This window comes from Sphingopyxis sp., assembly GCF_035944815.1.
Lineage (GTDB): Bacteria > Pseudomonadota > Alphaproteobacteria > Sphingomonadales > Sphingomonadaceae > Sphingopyxis.
On the sequence record NZ_DASZAU010000009.1, the window covers coordinates 1 to 16,376 of the forward strand.

15 protein-coding genes are annotated in these 16,376 nt (G+C 61.8%); 13 read left to right on the plus strand and 2 right to left on the minus strand.

Annotated elements, in window-relative coordinates:
• Nucleotides 1-799 (plus strand): NAD(P)(+) transhydrogenase (Re/Si-specific) subunit beta (locus VGU00_RS10885; protein WP_327468370.1); only part of this gene is annotated, 799 nt, incomplete at its 5' end.
• 143 nt (nucleotides 800-942) lie between these two features.
• On the opposite strand, the gene VGU00_RS10890 is transcribed toward VGU00_RS10885, so the two are convergent.
• The gene (locus tag VGU00_RS10890; RefSeq protein WP_327468372.1) at nucleotides 943-1,770 is read right to left on the minus strand and encodes a TetR/AcrR family transcriptional regulator; all 828 of its coding nucleotides are present in this window, start codon (nucleotides 1,768-1,770) and stop codon (nucleotides 943-945) included.
• A gap of 315 nt (nucleotides 1,771-2,085) precedes the next feature.
• On the opposite strand from VGU00_RS10890, the gene VGU00_RS10895 reads away from it, so the two are divergent.
• The 6 genes from VGU00_RS10895 (at nucleotide 2,086) to VGU00_RS10920 (ending at nucleotide 7,772) form a co-directional block, all read left to right on the plus strand.
• Entirely contained in the window at nucleotides 2,086-3,003 is a 918-nt protein-coding gene (locus tag VGU00_RS10895; RefSeq protein WP_327468374.1) for an SDR family NAD(P)-dependent oxidoreductase, read from the plus strand.
• A 3-nt stretch (nucleotides 3,004-3,006) separates the two neighbouring features.
• Nucleotides 3,007-4,179, plus strand: a complete 1,173-nt coding sequence (locus VGU00_RS10900; protein ID WP_327468376.1) for an acetyl-CoA C-acyltransferase — start codon at nucleotides 3,007-3,009, stop codon at nucleotides 4,177-4,179.
• Nucleotide 4,180: 1 nt separating this feature from the next.
• Complete coding sequence (locus VGU00_RS10905) at nucleotides 4,181-4,648, plus strand: MaoC family dehydratase (RefSeq protein ID WP_327468378.1); 468 nt, start codon at nucleotides 4,181-4,183, stop codon at nucleotides 4,646-4,648.
• Nucleotides 4,649-4,661: 13 nt separating this feature from the next.
• Nucleotides 4,662-5,411, plus strand: a complete 750-nt coding sequence (locus tag VGU00_RS10910) for an electron transfer flavoprotein subunit beta/FixA family protein (protein ID WP_327468380.1) — start codon at nucleotides 4,662-4,664, stop codon at nucleotides 5,409-5,411.
• Nucleotides 5,408-6,337, plus strand: coding sequence for an electron transfer flavoprotein subunit alpha/FixB family protein (locus tag VGU00_RS10915; protein WP_327468382.1), 930 nt, complete (start codon nucleotides 5,408-5,410; stop codon nucleotides 6,335-6,337). Before VGU00_RS10910 ends, VGU00_RS10915 begins: the two co-directional genes overlap by 4 nt.
• Nucleotides 6,338-6,488: 151 nt before the next feature.
• Nucleotides 6,489-7,772, plus strand: coding sequence for a TetR/AcrR family transcriptional regulator (locus tag VGU00_RS10920; RefSeq protein ID WP_327468384.1), 1,284 nt, complete (start codon nucleotides 6,489-6,491; stop codon nucleotides 7,770-7,772).
• A gap of 63 nt (nucleotides 7,773-7,835) precedes the next feature.
• Here VGU00_RS10920 and VGU00_RS10925 read toward each other — a convergent pair whose 3' ends face one another.
• The gene (locus VGU00_RS10925; RefSeq protein ID WP_327468385.1) at nucleotides 7,836-8,546 is read right to left on the minus strand and encodes a TetR/AcrR family transcriptional regulator; all 711 of its coding nucleotides are present in this window, start codon (nucleotides 8,544-8,546) and stop codon (nucleotides 7,836-7,838) included.
• Between the two features lie 236 nt (nucleotides 8,547-8,782).
• Between VGU00_RS10925 and VGU00_RS10930 the strand changes: the two genes are divergently transcribed.
• The 6 genes from VGU00_RS10930 to VGU00_RS10955 all read left to right on the plus strand — a co-directional run bounded on the left by VGU00_RS10930 (nucleotide 8,783) and on the right by VGU00_RS10955 (nucleotide 16,254).
• Nucleotides 8,783-9,547 (plus strand): glucose 1-dehydrogenase, encoded by a 765-nt coding sequence (locus VGU00_RS10930; protein ID WP_327468387.1) that lies wholly within the window; start codon nucleotides 8,783-8,785, stop codon nucleotides 9,545-9,547.
• A 65-nt stretch (nucleotides 9,548-9,612) separates the two neighbouring features.
• The gene (locus tag VGU00_RS10935) at nucleotides 9,613-10,077 is read left to right on the plus strand and encodes a YybH family protein (RefSeq protein ID WP_327468388.1); all 465 of its coding nucleotides are present in this window, start codon (nucleotides 9,613-9,615) and stop codon (nucleotides 10,075-10,077) included.
• Nucleotides 10,078-10,150: 73 nt separating this feature from the next.
• Complete coding sequence (locus VGU00_RS10940) at nucleotides 10,151-10,807, plus strand: NAD(P)H-dependent oxidoreductase (RefSeq protein WP_327468390.1); 657 nt, start codon at nucleotides 10,151-10,153, stop codon at nucleotides 10,805-10,807.
• Nucleotides 10,808-11,091: 284 nt separating this feature from the next.
• A complete protein-coding gene (locus tag VGU00_RS10945; protein WP_327468392.1) occupies nucleotides 11,092-11,922 on the plus strand; it encodes a phytanoyl-CoA dioxygenase family protein in 831 nt (276 codons plus the stop codon).
• A gap of 69 nt (nucleotides 11,923-11,991) precedes the next feature.
• Nucleotides 11,992-14,067 carry a PQQ-binding-like beta-propeller repeat protein gene (locus VGU00_RS10950; protein ID WP_327468394.1) on the plus strand — a complete coding sequence of 692 codons (2,076 nt, stop codon included), beginning with the start codon at nucleotides 11,992-11,994 and terminating at the stop codon, nucleotides 14,065-14,067.
• A gap of 84 nt (nucleotides 14,068-14,151) precedes the next feature.
• A complete protein-coding gene (locus VGU00_RS10955; RefSeq protein WP_327468396.1) occupies nucleotides 14,152-16,254 on the plus strand; it encodes a PQQ-binding-like beta-propeller repeat protein in 2,103 nt (700 codons plus the stop codon).
• The last annotated feature ends 122 nt before the right edge of the window (nucleotides 16,255-16,376 follow it).

A 16,376-nucleotide genomic window follows, 5' to 3' on the forward strand; every position in this document is an offset into this window, starting at 1 on the left:
GATCATCCCGATCGGCGGCGCCGACATGCCCGTCGTCGTGTCGATGCTCAACAGCTATTCGGGCTGGGCCGCGGCGGCGATGGGCTTCACGCTCGGCAACACCGCGATGATCATCACCGGCGCGCTCGTCGGCTCGTCGGGTGCGATCCTGTCGTACATCATGTGCCGTGCGATGAACCGCAGCTTCATCAGCGTGATCGCGGGCGGTTTTGGCGCCGATGCCGAAGCGGGCGCGGGTGGCGGGTCGAAGGAACAACGTCCGTGGAAACCGGGCAGCGCCGAAGACGCCGCCTTCCTGATGAGCCAGGCCGAGAATGTCATCATCGTCCCCGGATACGGTATGGCGGTCGCGCAGGCGCAGCACGCGCTGCGCGAAATGGCGGACCAGCTGAAGAAGGAAGGCGTGAACGTCAAATATGCGATCCACCCGGTCGCAGGGCGCATGCCCGGCCATATGAACGTCCTGCTCGCCGAGGCAAACGTGCCCTATGACGAGGTGTTCGAGCTCGAGGACATCAACGGCGAGTTTGCGCAGGCCGACGTCGCTTTCGTGATCGGCGCGAACGACGTGACCAACCCGGCGGCCAAGACCGACAAGTCATCGCCGATCTATGGCATGCCGATCCTCGACGTCGCCAATGCCAAAACTGTGCTGTTCGTGAAGCGCTCGATGGGCGGGGTCGGCTATGCCGGCGTCGACAACGACGTTTTCTATATGGACCAGACGATGATGCTGCTCGGCGATGCCAAGAAGATGGCCGACGATATCGTCAAGGCGCTGAGCGGTAGCGGACACTGATACCCGGCGCGGCAGCGGGGCATCGGGGGTAGCCCGTTGCTGAACACCGCCTTGTTCGCGAGCAGTGGGCCGGGTGCCGGTGTGGCTTATGATATGGACGCGGTCGAAGGCGACGAGGCATTCGCAGCCCATTAATATCGTCGCTATGGAGGCGGGGCAGCTACCAAGTTGATCAGGCCATCGGTCATTTTCCGGAGATTCTGGGGGGAAAATCTCTCGGCCTCGATCGGCAGCAGCAACATCCAGCCATCGGTGATAGCGCAAAGCTGATCGGTGAGAATTTCCGCGGGCAGATCGTCGCGGACGCTGCCGGATTTTTGCCAGGCTCTGATGATTATGGTGTAGTTTTCGCGATATCGCGCGTAGCGCCGTGCAATGACCTCGGCGCAGCGAGGCTCCTGCGCCGCGAAAGCGATGAGCTGGACATTGGCGAGCCACAGTTCGGTATCGGACATCCATGTCAGCCAGCGTTCCATTCCCTCTCTGAGATCGGCCGAGCGGCGCATCGCGCGCAGCATCGCATCGAATTCATCGAACAAATGTTCGGCGGCGGCGACGATCATCGCTTCCTTGTTGTCGAAATAATAGGACACCGCGCCCGTCGTGAAACCGGCGTACGTTGCAACCTTGCGGAGCGAGGCGCCAATATAGCCTTCCTGCGCTATTACAGCCATCACGGCTTTCAGCAGCTTGGCCCTTTGCGCAGTGCGATCGCCGACAGGCCGCCCCCGGCCGCGAGCCGGCTTCGGTTTGCCCTTGTTCGGGGCATCGGGCGCGGCGGTCGTCAGGGGTTTCAAGGTCGCTTTCATGGACTTGCTATAGCCGTTGAATTTCGGCGACGGCAATACCACGACAAGCGCGGTGATAAATGATCCGCCGCGCGACATCGCGGCCGGCGCCGCCGCATGGTACCGATCAATTGCCGGGTAACGACCTTCATCCGTCTCCACCTCCCGCTTCGATCCGCTCATCTTGCCCCCGGCGCGCTACTCTGTCGGGCCGCATGGCGCGGGCGCGGTGGTTTTCGAGGCCGAGCGCCTCCCTATCCGGTCCGTTTAGCGGCATCGCCGCCGGCGCCGGAGCGCAGCTGGGGACCAGTCCGCAGGCAGGCCGCTCCAACAAAGTGGTACATATAACTAAAAAAGATTGACGAGGGGAGAGAATCTCCCATAAACGGCTGTCAAGAATTCATGGTCCTGCGTTTGATTCGTGTGGCTGACCTGGCGCCTGCTGGTGTCGTCAGCTCGGGGAGTATTGCGCCAGATTTCGCGGATAGGAGAATTTGCATGATCGACCTTACCGGCCGCGTTGCGATTGTGACCGGAGCAGGAGGGGGCCTGGGGCGCGAACATGCCTTGTTGCTGGCTCGCCGGGGCGCCCGCGTCGTCGTCAACGATCTCGGCGGCAGCGTGTCCGGCGAAGGCCAGTCCGGAACCGCGGCCGAGAAAGTGGCCGAGGAAATTCGGGAAGCGGGAGGCGAAGCCCTTGCCGATGGCGCCTCCGTCACGGATCCGGCAGCGGTGGAGGCCATGGTCGCTGCCGCGATCGCCCGTTGGGGCCGCGTCGATATTCTCGTCAACAATGCGGGGATCTTGCGCGACCGCAGCTTCGCGAAAATGACGTTGGAGGATTTCCGGACCGTCGTCGACGTTCATCTCATGGGTGCGTTCAACTGCACCAGGGCGGTGTGGGACCCCATGAAAGCCCAGGCCTATGGCCGGATCGTGATGACCACCTCCTCATCGGGCCTCTACGGCAATTTCGGGCAGGCCAATTATGGCGCGGCCAAGATGGCGCTCGTGGGTCTGATGCAGACGCTCGCGATCGAAGGCGCGAAATATGACATCCGGGTCAATTGCCTGGCCCCCACCGCCGGTACCCGCATGCTCGACGGACTGATGTCCGAGCCCATGCTGAAGGCGCTCGCGCCGGGTGCCGTGAGTCCCGGAATGCTGGCGCTGGTCGCTGAAGAGGCGCCCACCCGGGCGATCCTTTGCGCCGGAGCAGGATCGTATGAACAGGCATTCGTGACACTGACCCGCGGCGTTCATCTGGGCGCAGGCGACGAGGTCGCTGACGAGATTGCTCTGGGCTGGCCGGCGATCTCCGATCGCGGCGGCGAACGCGTTCCCGCCTCCGGGGCCGAGCAAGGGCAGCTCGAACTTGAAAAGGCCAGCTTCGTCGTGGCCATGCAGGGAGCCTGACATATGCGTGACGCAGTCATCGTAGCAACCGCCAGAACCCCGATCGGCCGCGCTTATCGAGGCGCCTTCAACGCCATGATGCCGCCCACCCTTGCGGCGCATGCAGTGCGCACTGCCGTAGAGCGCTCGGGCGTCGATCCTGCCGAGATAGACGATGTCATCATCGGCAGTTCCTTGCTTCAGGGCGGACAGCACACGATCGGGCGCACCACGGCGCTTCGTGCGGGCCTTCCCGTCAGCGTTCCAGGACTATCCCTCGATCGCCAATGCTCTTCGGGCCTGATGAGCATCGCAACCGCTGCCAAGCAGGTGATCGTCGACCGCATGAACGTGATTGTGGCGGGAGGCGTCGAATCCATCTCGCTCGTCCAGACGCCGCAATTGCGGGTCGATGAAGATCCGGAACTGAAGGCGATTGCGCCCGACATCTATATGCCGATGCTGCAAACCGCCGAGACTGTCGCGAAGCGCTATGGTGTCAGCCGGGAGCGGCAGGACGCCTATGCACTGCAATCGCAGATCAGGACGGCCGCAGCGCAGGCGGCGGGCGCCTTCCACGAGGAAATCATTCCGGTATCGGCGAAGAAGCTGGTGGTCGACAAGGCGACGGGCGAAAGTTCATACGTCGAAGTGACCTTGACCCAGGACGAGGGCAACCGTCCGGAAACGTCGGCCGAAGGGCTGGCGAGCCTCAGGCCCGTAGTGGACGGCGGTGTCATCACCGCTGGCAATGCCAGCCAATTATCCGACGGGGCTTCGGCTGTCGTCGTGATGGAAGCGGAACTCGCGGCAAGTCGCGGCATCCGGCCTCTTGGCCGTTATATGGGTATGGCAGTCGCAGGCACGGAGCCCGATGAAATGGGGATCGGACCCGTTTTTGCGGTCCCCAAGCTGCTTGAGCGCTTCGGACTCAAGATGGCCGATATCGGCCTTTGGGAACTCAATGAAGCCTTCGCCGTCCAGGTTCTTTACTGTCAGGACAGGCTTGGCATTCCCGATGACCGTCTGAATGTGAATGGCGGGGCGATCTCGATCGGCCACCCCTATGGCATGTCCGGTGCCCGCATGGTCGGGCATGCCCTGATCGAGGGGCGCCGGCGCGGTGTGCGCTATGTCGTCATCACCATGTGCGTGGGTGGCGGCATGGGGGCCGCCGGCCTGTTCGAGGTGCTTTGAGATGATGGCGGCGATGACGTTGCCGGATTTTGCGGCGCTCGCCGGAAATCCGGTCGGGACCTCCTCCTGGATGACCGTCGATCAGGATCAGATCGATGCATTCGCGCGCTGCACCCATGTTGAGCAGTTCATCCATGTGGATCCCGAACGCGCCGCGCAAACCATATTCGGCACGACGATTGCCCATGGCTTCCTGACGCTCTCCCTGCTTTCCGCAATGTCCTACGAAACCATCCCCCGCATCGAAGGGGCGACGATGTCCGTCAACTATGGTTTCGATTCGGTGCGGTTTATTTCACCGGTCAAGGTCGGCAGCCGCATTCGCGGCATATTCCATCTGTTCGACTGCACAGAGCGGAAGCCCGGACATTGGCTTTCGAGGATATCGGTAAAGGTCGAAATCGAGGGCGCGAACAGCCCCGCGCTTGCGGCCGAATGGCTCATCATGACCGTCCTGGGCGACGGATAGCTGGAGAATCGCGATGCGTGTGCTGGTCCCCGTGAAGCGGGTCATGGACTATAATGTGAAGCCCCGGGTGAAGGCGGATGGCACGGGCGTCGATCTGGCGAACGTAAAGATGTCAATGAACCCGTTCGATGAGATTGCGGTCGAAGAGGCCGTTCGCCTCAAGGAAAAGGGCGTTGTCACCGAAATCGTGGCCGTGTCGATCGGCGCGGCGAAGGCGCAGGAAACGCTGCGTACATCGCTCGCAATGGGCGCCGACCGTGCCATCCTCGTCCAGACCGACGAGGAGGTCGAACCGCTGGGCGTAGCCAAGCTGTTGGCAAAGATCGTCGGGGAAGAGCAGCCGGGCCTGGTCATTCTGGGCAAGCAGGCGATCGACGATGATTGCAACCAGACCGGCCAGATGCTCGCCGCCCTTCTGGGCTGGGGGCAGGGCACTTTCGCCAGCAAGGTCGAAATATCCGGCGACACGGTCAGGGTGACCCGTGAGGTCGATGGCGGGCTGGAGACGATCGACCTCAAGATGCCGGCCATCATCACGACGGATCTTCGCCTCAACGAGCCGCGCTATGCTTCGCTTCCGAACATCATGAAGGCGAAGGCCAAGCCGCTCTCGCAAAAGGTCCCGGCCGATTATGGCATCGATATCGCGCCCCGTCTCACGACCCTGAAGGTCTGCGAGCCGGCGAAGCGTTCGGCGGGCATCAAGGTGGCCGACGTCGACGAGCTGGTGGAAAAACTCAAGGCAATGGGAGCCGCGGCATGAAGACGCTTGTTTGGGTCGAGCATGAGGGCGGCACGGTCAAGGACGCGACCCTCGCGGCGGTCACGGCCGCTTCCAGGCTCGGTGAAGTCCATCTCCTGGTCGCTGGTGAAGGCATTGGCGCGGTGGCGGCCGCGGCCGCGAAGATCGCAGGCGTGGGCAAGGTCCATGCCGCCGAAGGTGCCGCTTATGGCCGCGCGCTGCCCGAGAATATCGCGCCGCTCGTCGTCGACCTGATGGCCGATCACGACGCCTTCCTGGCGCCGGCCACCGCCAACGGCAAGAATATCGCGCCGCGCGTTGCTGCGCTGCTCGATGTCATGCAAATCTCGGAAATCCTGTCGGTGGAGAGCGCGGACACCTTCACCCGTCCGATTTATGCCGGCAACGCGATCGCCACGGTGCGGTCGTCGGATACGAAGATGGTCATCACCGTGCGCGGCACCGCTTTCGACAAGGCCCCCCGCGAAGGCGGTGCGGGCGTGGTCGAAGCGGTGTCGGGCGCTGGCGACCCCGGCCTGTCGAGCTTCATTGCCGCCGAGATTTCGAAGTCCGAGCGTCCCGAGCTCACCTCGGCGAAGATTGTCGTCTCCGGCGGTCGCGCGCTGCAAAACAGCGAAAATTTCCAATCGATCATCGAACCGCTTGCAGACAAGCTCGGAGCGGCGGTCGGAGCCAGCCGCGCCGCGGTCGATGCAGGCTATGTGCCGAACGATTATCAGGTCGGCCAGACCGGCAAGATCGTCGCTCCGGAAATCTATATTGCGGTCGGGATTTCCGGTGCGATCCAGCATCTTGCGGGCATGAAGGATTCCAAGACCATCGTTGCGATCAACAAGGATGAAGATGCACCGATCTTCCAGGTTGCCGATATCGGTCTCGTTGGCGACCTTTTTTCAGTCGTTCCTGAATTGACGCGACGGCTCTGAATATTCTTGCGCGCGGCTTTGGGCAATCGATCGTCCGGGCAGCGCGGCGATCGTGGCTTGCGGCTTGTCCGGACCGGGCTTCGAGATCGCGGCGGCACGTCGGATGGATCGGGCTTGCCGGGCGCGCCATCGGGAAGCTATTCGCGATATAATGTCAGGCGAAACAGAATTGTCCGAGCTCGCTGCTGAAAATCTCGCTCCGGTTCGGGCTGTGCGAGGAGGCAAGCAGCGCCGTTCCCTCGAGCGCCGCGCGCTTATCACCGAGGCCGCCATCGAGGTGATTGCCTCGCATGGCGTTGCCGGTCTTACACATCGGCTGGTGGCGGAGCGGGCCAATGTCTCCCTGGCGGCGACCACTTATCATTTCGACACCAAAGATGACATTCTTGCCGCGGCTTCGAAAATGACGCTCGACGGCTATGTCGAGGCGTTTCAGCGCGCTGCCGCGCGGATGCAGGTGGAAGGCGGCGGCCCGGAGGCCTTCAGGGGGCTGGCCATCCGCCTGGTCCGCAACGCCGCGCAGCGCGATCGTTCGCGGACGACCTGCTGGGCGGAAATCCTGCTCGATGCTCACCGTCATCCTGCAAGCCTGCAACTGGCGCGGCAGTGGTTCGATGAAATTGCCGCGGCTTGGCTCGGCATCGCGCGCGCCGCAAAGGTTGCCGAACCGGAAGCTGCTGCCAGATCGGGTATCGACCTGGTGATAGGATTGCTCTTCATCGTGATCGGAGCCGGGCTCGACGAAAAGCAGGTCGAAGCCGTACTCGATCAGGGGGCCGATCCGCTGGAGGCCTGGCATGTGGAGCCGCATGATCGCGAAACCGACGGATCGGAGCGCATCAGCAGGAAATCCGCAGCGACACGTGAGCGCATTCTCGAGGCGACAACGGAATTATTGATTTCGGAAGGCGCAGGTTCCGTCACATTCCGGTCGGTGGCGGCTCATGCCGGCTTGACGCCTGCCGGTCCTTTTTATCATTTTCCAACCATTGCCGGTCTTCTCGCGGCTGCCCAGGAGCGGCTTTTCGCGCAGTCGAAGGACCGTTACCGGATCGTCGCGGCTACGGATTCCGGCGGGGACCTCACGGTCGATCGCCTGATCGACCGCACCGCCACGATCCTCGTGCGTGAGGTAAGCGCATATGCCGGCAATAATCTGGCGACTTACGCCATCTGGATCGATGCCGATCGACGGCGCGAACTGACCCCGATGATCTGGAGCGCGATCGAGGATCAGTACAGGGCCTGGCAGCGCATGCTCGGCCGTATCATGGCGGAGCCGCGTGCCATGGACGGCATGCTCGCCCAATCGATATTCGTCGGCAAGCTCGTCCGTATTCTGGCCACGGGATCCATGGTGGAGGATCTGGCGCTCATTCGCGGAGAGGTCGCGAGAGACCTCGAGGCCATCGCGCAGGGCCGCTTCTGGCTGTAAAGCCAGAATGCTCGAATAAAACTGGCGTCGTAAGCCCGGCTGGTCCCCGGCCGCAGGACGGATTCAGCGATCGATGATGCGCTCGATGAGTATAGCGGTCTGGTCGGCGAGTTCTTCGGGCGTGACGCGGCCGTCAGGCTCGAACCAGGCTGCGGCGCCATCCGCTATGTCATAAACCGCATGGGCACGCGTATGGCGATCGACCTCAGGGTCCGGGCCAGCAATCTCGTCGAGCAACTCTCTTATGATGGCGACATATTCGGAGCACGCCACCGTGAATCTTTCGAGTTCCCGGGGATCGAGTGCCCGCTTCATGAGCGCGGGGTTGATGAGGGTTTCGTAAGCCGCTGCCATCTGCCGGTGCGTTGCGGACCAGATGATATGCCGGCGCAATATGGCAAAGAGCAGTTCGCGGGGGTCGCGGTTGGTATGGCCCGTAAAGGTATGGACGTAAAATTCGCTGAGGAGGTGATCCAGCGCGGCCACGAGGATTTCCTGCTTCGAGCGGAAATGGCTGTAGATCGATGCCGCTACGACACCCGCGGCGTTGGCGAGATCCCGCATCGAGCAGCCGTCGTAACCGCGTTCGGCGAACAGGTTGACCGCCTCGACGAGCAACCGCTCCCGCGTACCATTGTCGGAACCGACCCGGCCGAGATTGCGCAGCCCATCCAGTTCGAATCGGGCAAGGTAGTGATCGGCGACGCCGCCCGGCCGATCGGGATTGCTTTCCGTCTTTTGCAAATTTCGGTGCTGTAGCGAGGCGGCTTTCATGTGGGTCCTTGGTTGCAGGGCGACGTCGGTCGATCTTTTCGCCGTTGCCGCCGGTGAAGCTATTTGTCGCCTTTTCCTGCGCATACGTCAAGATTTCCGAATGATCGTTCGTTCGTTTTTTGAATCGATGTGGCGACGATGCCTAGCATATATGTAGCAAAATTGCGGAAGCTTGACGAAAATCAGGCGTCCTGATAGATGGCTTACGAACGATCGTTCGGTTGAGGAGTTTGAAATTGGAGCGCGCAGGTCGACTGGAAGGCAAGGTCGCAATCGTGACGGGCGCTGCGACCGGCATAGGCAGGGCGATAGCTGTCGCCTTCGCGAGGGAGGGCGCGCGTCTGATCATTTCGACGAGCCGCAATATGGCGGCACTGCGGGAAACTGAGGCATTGGCGGGAGGCGCCGCTTTCGCCATCCAGGCGGATTCGTCGAAGGCCGCCGATGCCAAGGCACTCGTCGATGCGGCGGTCGAGCGGTTCGGCAAGCTGGATATTCTCTGTAACAATGCCGGAATCTTCATCGCATCCCCGGTGATCGATATGACCGAGGCGGATTGGGACCGGGTCATTGACGTCAACCTCAAGGGCGTCTTTCTGACGACCAAATATGCGCTCCCGGAAATGCTCAAGGCCGGAGGCGGCTCGATCGTGAATATCGGATCGGTCAACAGCTTCGTGGGAGAGCCGCAATATGCCCATTATTGCGCTTCGAAGGGCGGCGTATTGATGTTCACAAAATCGGTCGCGCTCGAACATGCACGGGATGGAATCCGCGCAAATGTCGTTTGCCCCGGCTGGATCGACACGCCGATGAGCTCGTCCGTCGTCGAGCATCTTGGCGGCTACGAGGAGGCTCAAAAAGTGGCTGCCTCGGTGCAACCACTCGGAATTGGCCAGCCTGAACAGGTCGCGACGGCGGCGGTGTTCCTGGCTTCGGACGAAGCCAGCTTGATCACCGGCACCGACCTTCGCGTCGATGGCGGCTTTACCGCGCAATAGCGGCGGCAGGCGGCAACCGGGAAACCGCTCATGCCGTCCGGCCGTCGGCTCAGGGAGAGAAGAATATGACCGAACATGCGATCGCCCAAGCGCCGAAAGAGCTTGGTCCTCTCATTTCGAAAGCTGTCGAGGCCGGCGACATTGCAACTGCCCTTGCATTTTATGAACCCGGTGCGGCGATGATATTGTCGAGCGGCGAAGCGACCACCGATCGCGAGGGGGTCCGCGCCGAGTTACAGGCTCTCGCCGATATCAAGCCGAAAGCGATCTTCGACGAAGTCGTGACTGTCATGCACGGGGATGGCCACCTCGCCACGACCCGGTGCCGCGGCCGCATACTGGCCACCGGGCCTGATGGATCCGCCGTCACCTTGCCGTTCCACACCCTCGAAGTCTCGCGCAAGCAACCGGACGGCGCATGGCTCGTGGCCATCGACAATCCCTATATCGGCTCGATGGATGATGGCGGGTTTGCGGAGATACTGCCTCATCGAGGCGACGAAGCCGCTGGCTCCGGCCCGACGGCATAAACCCGACCCATATTTTATTCGACGCGGGCAATCTCGGCTCCGCGCGCCGTGAACTGTATAAAGGATCGACTGTATGGATATCATGAAGCAAAATGTGATGGACGGCGCCGATGAAATTCCATCGATGAATGTGCTTGTGGTGGTGGCGCACCCCGACCGCGCATCATTGACCTGGGCCGTTACCGAGGCTTTTTCGAAGGGCGCGGTGGAAGCCGGCCATAAAGTCGACATCGCCGATCTTGTCGGGGAGGCGTTCGAGCCGAGAGAGCTTCTGGCGGACCATGACAGCTTTCATGGTCGTGGTCCGGTGCCGGACGATGTGCTCCAGGAACAGGCGCGGGTTGACCGGGCCGACGCGCTGGTGCTGGCCTTCCCCCTTTACTGGTGGTCCATGCCGGCCGTGCTCAAGGGATGGATCGACCGGGTATTCATCAACGGGTGGGCTTATGCGTATGAGGACGGCAAGCTCGCCGGCACGATGCGCGATATTCCGGTCCATCTGCTTGCCGTGGGAGGCGTCGACAGTGAGGGCTATGCAAAGCATGGCTATGACGTCGCTTTCACCACCCAGATCGAGACGGGAATCTTCAAATATTGCGGGATGACCACAATTCGGAAGCATTTCCTGCTCGACAGCTTGAGCCCGGACGATGCGATCCGCGCGGGGCATCTCGAGAAGGCGTTCGCCATCGGTCGTGCCGTTGGCGCCGAAAGTTTCGAAAATGCCTGAGGTGAAGGCGTGAGTTCCGGCGAATGTGTCGGGGCGGCGTGCATGATTTCCCGGGATGGTCCGGAGATATGGCGCCTGCCCCTGCAAAACGCCCCGGCCCCATTGGCACATGTTTGCAACCAGAGTGTCACGCCGGCGTAAATTTGCGCGCGAAGCCATAAATGTTGCGCCTCAAGCCATATCATTTGTGGGTCATGCGAGTTATAATAACAGGCATTCCAATAAAGCGCGCGATCGCTACATCTGTCGTCAGATGGAGCCGGAAGATGCAAGTGGAGGGATCGATGAAGGTAACCGACGAGATGAAGCGGGACTTGGCTGCTGACGGCGCCATCGTGGTCCGCGGCCTGTTCTCACAGGAGCATCTTCGGCGGATGCGCGAAGCGTTCGACTATGGGCTCGCCCATCCCGGTCCGCAGCACGCGCTGGTCGGTGAGGGGACGCCGGACGAGTTGTTCAACGACTATGGCAATCCCGAAAATGGCGAGGTGCATCGCGCGACGATCAAGGATCTGGGGCTCGACGACTTTGCGGCCTCGCTGTGGGACTCCGAACATGTGTGGTTCGTCGGCGAGGAGCTGTTCATCAAAAAGGGCAACAGCGGTGGCCGATCGCCCTGGCATCAGGACACGTCCTATGTTCCGATGAACGGACCGCAACTGCTCAATATCTGGACCAGCTTCGAAAAGGTGCCCCGCAAGAATTCACTCGAATTCGTCCGGGGGTCCCACACGGCTATTCAGTATAATGGCTCGTCCTACAACGACCCGAGCGATCCCACAAAGCCGCTATGGCTCAATTGCGACTGGCCCCGGCTGCCGGAGATCGAGGCCGATCGTGCGAAAGATCCGTCGTCCTGGGATGTGATCACCTGGGAGGTGGAGCCCGGCGACGCGCTGGTGTTCCATTCCGGAATCTTGCACGGCGGCGCTCCCACCACGCCAGACTGCCCCGAGCGTCATACGCTCGTATACCGGTTCCATGGCGACAAGCTCTTTTATCGGCCGCTGCCGACGGAGGGGTGCGACTATGAGTATGACATCAGCGATCTCAACGATCCCTCGCTGACGCCGGGCGAGCCGTATCGGTCGCCGAATTATCCTCAGCTGCGCTGACCTGCCGGACGACCATCTTGTCAGCCGAACCGTGCCATGCCGAAGGCTTAAAGGATGGGGTGAGGTAACGTGAAGTTCGCATCTTTTTACCTGGTGATCCTCTCGGTCTTGCTGTCATCCTGCGGTTCGAACTCGCATGATCCGGAGAATAGCGACTGGTCCGTGATCGGGAACGGCGATCGGGTTCAGCACCATGCCGAAATCACGCAGATCAACAAGGATACGGTCGGCAAGCTCGGCCTTGCCTGGTCGGTGGAGATGCCGACAAGCTACGGGCTCGTCGGCAATCCGCTGATCAAGGACGGGGTCATATTCCAGGCCGGCCCCGGCGGACAGGCATTCGCCAACGATCTCAAGACGGGCAAGCTGCTGTGGCAGTTTACGGCCGACTATCCGGAACAATCAGCCATGACGGCGTCGCTGTCGAGCAACATCGCCCGGCAAGCGAACCGCGGATTGGCACTCCACAAGAATCTGGCGATCCTCGCGACCGGCGACTGCCGCCTGGTGGCGCTCGACCAGAAGACCGGCAAGAAGCGCTGGGAAGCGCAAAGCTGCGACGCCAGTCAGCAATATGGCATATTGGCGGCTCCGCGCGTCGGCGGCGGAATGGTGTTCACCGGTAATACCTGCGCCGATTCCGGAGAAACGCGGGGCTTCGTCGATGCGTTCGACGCAGATACCGGCAAGCATCGGTGGCGGTTTTACACGGTGCCCGGCGACCCGGCGACGGAGAAGGATCCCTTCTATCAGGATCTCGCCAAGAGCTGGGGAACCGATTGGTATGGCAAGACACATGGCTGCGGCAATGTGTGGGATGCCATGGTCTATGACGAGAAGCTGGACCAACTGGTTATCGGGGTGGGCGGTCCCTCGCCGGCCAGCCCGGCCGCCCGGGCCAGCGATGCGGGCGATGAGCTGTTTACCAATTCGGTCGTCGCACTCGATGTCCGCACCGGCAAATATAAGTGGCACCATAAGCAGGTGCCGCACGATGCCTGGAATTATGAACCGGCCGTGGGTCTGATGATCGCCGAGCTGCCGGTGGAGGGGAAGCTCCGTCACACGATCGTATCGGTGCCGAAGCAGGGATTTGCCTATGTCTACGACGCCGAAACCGGCAAGTTCCTGAAGGGCAATAAATATGTCGAGATGACCTGGGCAAAAGGGCTCGACCGGGATGGGCGTCCGATCACGATTCCAGATGCGAATTACTGGGAACGCCCGGGGCAGGAAACCATGATCCTGCCGAGCGGTCTCGGGTCTCATGGCTGGGAGGCGCTGGCGTTCAATCCCGAGACGAGCACCGTCTACGTTCCCACCATGGTCATGCCCGCGACCTACAAGGTGCAACCGGGCGCCCTTGTGGGTGGACTGGCCGTTGACTGGTATTATGGCGACCGCCCGGAATCCAGGGTCAAAACCCGCGGCGAAGTCGTCGCCATCGATCTGGCCAAAAATGTGATCAAGTGGCGGACGACCACTTCGACCCTGCCGATGAACGGCGGACTGCTTCACACGTCGGGCGGCCTTGTCTTCCAGGGTCTCGCGGATGGCAGGCTCGTCGCTTTCGACGATGAGACGGGCAAGATCGTGTGGAGCCGCCAGACCGGCGGTGCGATACGCGGCGCGCCTGCGTCGGTGATGCTCAATGGCGAGCAATATATCGTGGTCCCGACCGGCAATGGCGCGGCGTCCATCTCGGCCTCGTTAGTCTATCGATATAATTCCACGCCCGAAAGCCGTACCCCGCCGCGCCTTCTGGCTTTCAAGATCGGTGGCACGGCTCCCTATCCGCCGCTCGCCAAGCCCGAGGCAACACCCGTCCCTTCCGCGCAGCGGCAGTCGGTGGCGCTGGCGGCAAGGGGCGCGGCCCTGTTCGAGGGCCTGGGCTGCGACGTTTGTCACGGCACCGATGGGGGCGCTTCTGTTGGCGGCGCGGTGCCGAACCTCAACCGGACCCCGCCGGCCAACCTCGATTTCCTGAAGCTTGTGGTTCAGCAGGGCGCGCTGCGGGCGAACGGGATGCCGCAGTTCAAGGGCGTTACCGACGACGATGCCGCGGCGCTCTACGCTCATCTCGTCAACAGCGCCTGGGACGCACATGACCGGGAGCAGACGAACAAGAAGAAGAAAGCGAAATAGCGAATTCGGATCCCGGGCGGCCGTTGTCGGCAGCCCGAATATTGGGTTCGTCGATACCTCCTGATTGAAGTGAAGGAATGTCTCATGTTGTGGAAACGCCGGAACTTCGCGAGACTCACGCTCGGCGTCACGATCGCCGGTATGGCTGCCGCCGCATTGACGCTGTCGGCTAACGCCGGAGCCGACACGACCGATCAGTCCGTCGAGGCACCCGACGCCGCCGAATGGCGGCTCATGGGGAATGGCCCCGGCCAGCTTTTCCATAGCCCGATCGATCAGATCAACGACAAGAATGTGTCGAGCCTCGGCCTCGCCTGGAGCGTGGACCTCCCCACCAAGGACGGGCCGGTCGGCAACATCTTGGTGGCCGACGGCGTGGCATATCAGAGCGCAGCGGGCGGACGCGTCTTTGCCGTAAGCCTCGAAGGCAAGCTCCTGTGGGAGTTCGATCCGGAACCCAATTTCACCGGGGCCGCGCTGACCGCGTTCATGGGCGCCCGGTTTCAGCGCGGTCTGGCGCTCGAGGGGGACCAGGTCTTCATTTCCACGCCCGATTGCCGGTTGATTGCGCTCGACAAGGTCACGGGCAAGAAGAACTGGGACAAGCTGACCTGCGACAAGACCGGGGGTTTCACGCAGACCGGCGCACCGCAGGTGGGCGCGGGCCTCGTGTTCACGGGCAACAGCTGCATGGACATCGGCGGCAGGCGAGGCTTCGTCAACGCCCTGGACCAGAAGACCGGCGAAGAGAAATGGCGCTTCCACGTGGTGCCCCAATTCCCGGAGGAGCCGGCTGGAGGGCAGGAGTCCCCGGCGCACGAAATGGCGGCCAAGACATGGGGTCAGCCCACGCAGCAGGTGGGCTGCGGCGGCGCCTATGGCGGGATGACCTACGACCCCGCTTTGAACCTTCTGTATGTGTCCACCTCCGGAGCCGGACCCTGGTCGCCGACCGGTCGCGGCAAGGGAGCAGGCGATGAGTTGTTCGCGGGCTCGATCGTCGCGCTGAACGCCGACACCGGCGAATATGTCTGGCATTACAAGCTGGCGCCGAACGACGGCTGGAACTGGGAAGCCTTCCAGTCGATCGTGACCGATCTCACCATCGACGGCCAGAAGCGCCGCGTGCTGATGAACGCGCCCAAACATGGCTTTCTGATCACGCTGGACGCCAAGACCGGCGAATTCATTTCGGGGATCAAGACGACCGAGGTCAATTGGGCGAAGGGTTTCGACGCCAAGGGCGTGCCCATCCTGACGGGGGAAGCCAATTATTGGGAGAAGGGTTCGGAAGGGGCGCTGATTGCTCCGATGATCCTGGGCTCGCATGTCTGGCAACCGATGTCTTTCAGCCCCAAAACGGGCTTGATCTATATTCCGGTCGGTAACGGCACCTTTCACATCGCGACGCGGGACGACGCCTCTGTCGGAGGCGTGATTTTCGACTTCAACCGCAATGATCCGAAGCATCCACTGAGTGGCTCTTTGGTGGCGATCGACCCGGTCACGCAGGAGATCCGCTGGCAGGTGACGCACAAGATGGTCTACAACGGCGGCGTCCTGTCCACGGCGGGCAACCTGGTCTTCGAAGGCACTGGCGACGGTTATTTCCAGGCACGTGCGGCCGATACCGGGAAGCTGTTATGGTCGAAATATCTTGGCGGTTCGTTGCAGGGCGCGCCCAGCACCGTCATTCGGGACGGCGAGCAATATATCCTGCTGCCATTTGGCAATGCGAATTCTTCGGGAACGGGTGTGTCCTCGCCCCAGGACTCATCGTGCGAGGATTGCCGCCAGGCGCCGTCACGCATCCTGGCGTTCAAGCTTGGCGGGAAGCAGGTCCTGCCAGCCAATCCCAAGCTGCCTCCGGTTCCCAAGCCGCCGCTGCCCCGCTTCAGCAAGGCGCTCTCCATCCAGGGCATGGGCCTGTACAACGCTGCCGGCTGTGAGGTGTGTCATGGCCTCGGCATGGTCAATGGCGGCGGCACCGCGCCCGACCTCCACCGGACCGACGAGGCGCGTCACGGTCTGTTCAAGGAGATCGTTCGCGATGGACTGCTGAATCAAACCGGAATGCCCCGCTTCTCCTATCTCTCGGACGACGATCTCCAGGCGCTGCAGGCTTATATGATCAACAATGCCTGGGATGCCTATGATGCGGGGCGAAATCGAAAGGCGCGGCCTTGATGTATAAAAACAGTCCACCATAGGGTGCGTATCCGTATCTCTTCCTAGAGATACTGTATGGATAAAAATAAAGAAGCCGTCCTTTGATCGGGTGCCGGGTACGGGCGCGATCGAATAAGTTT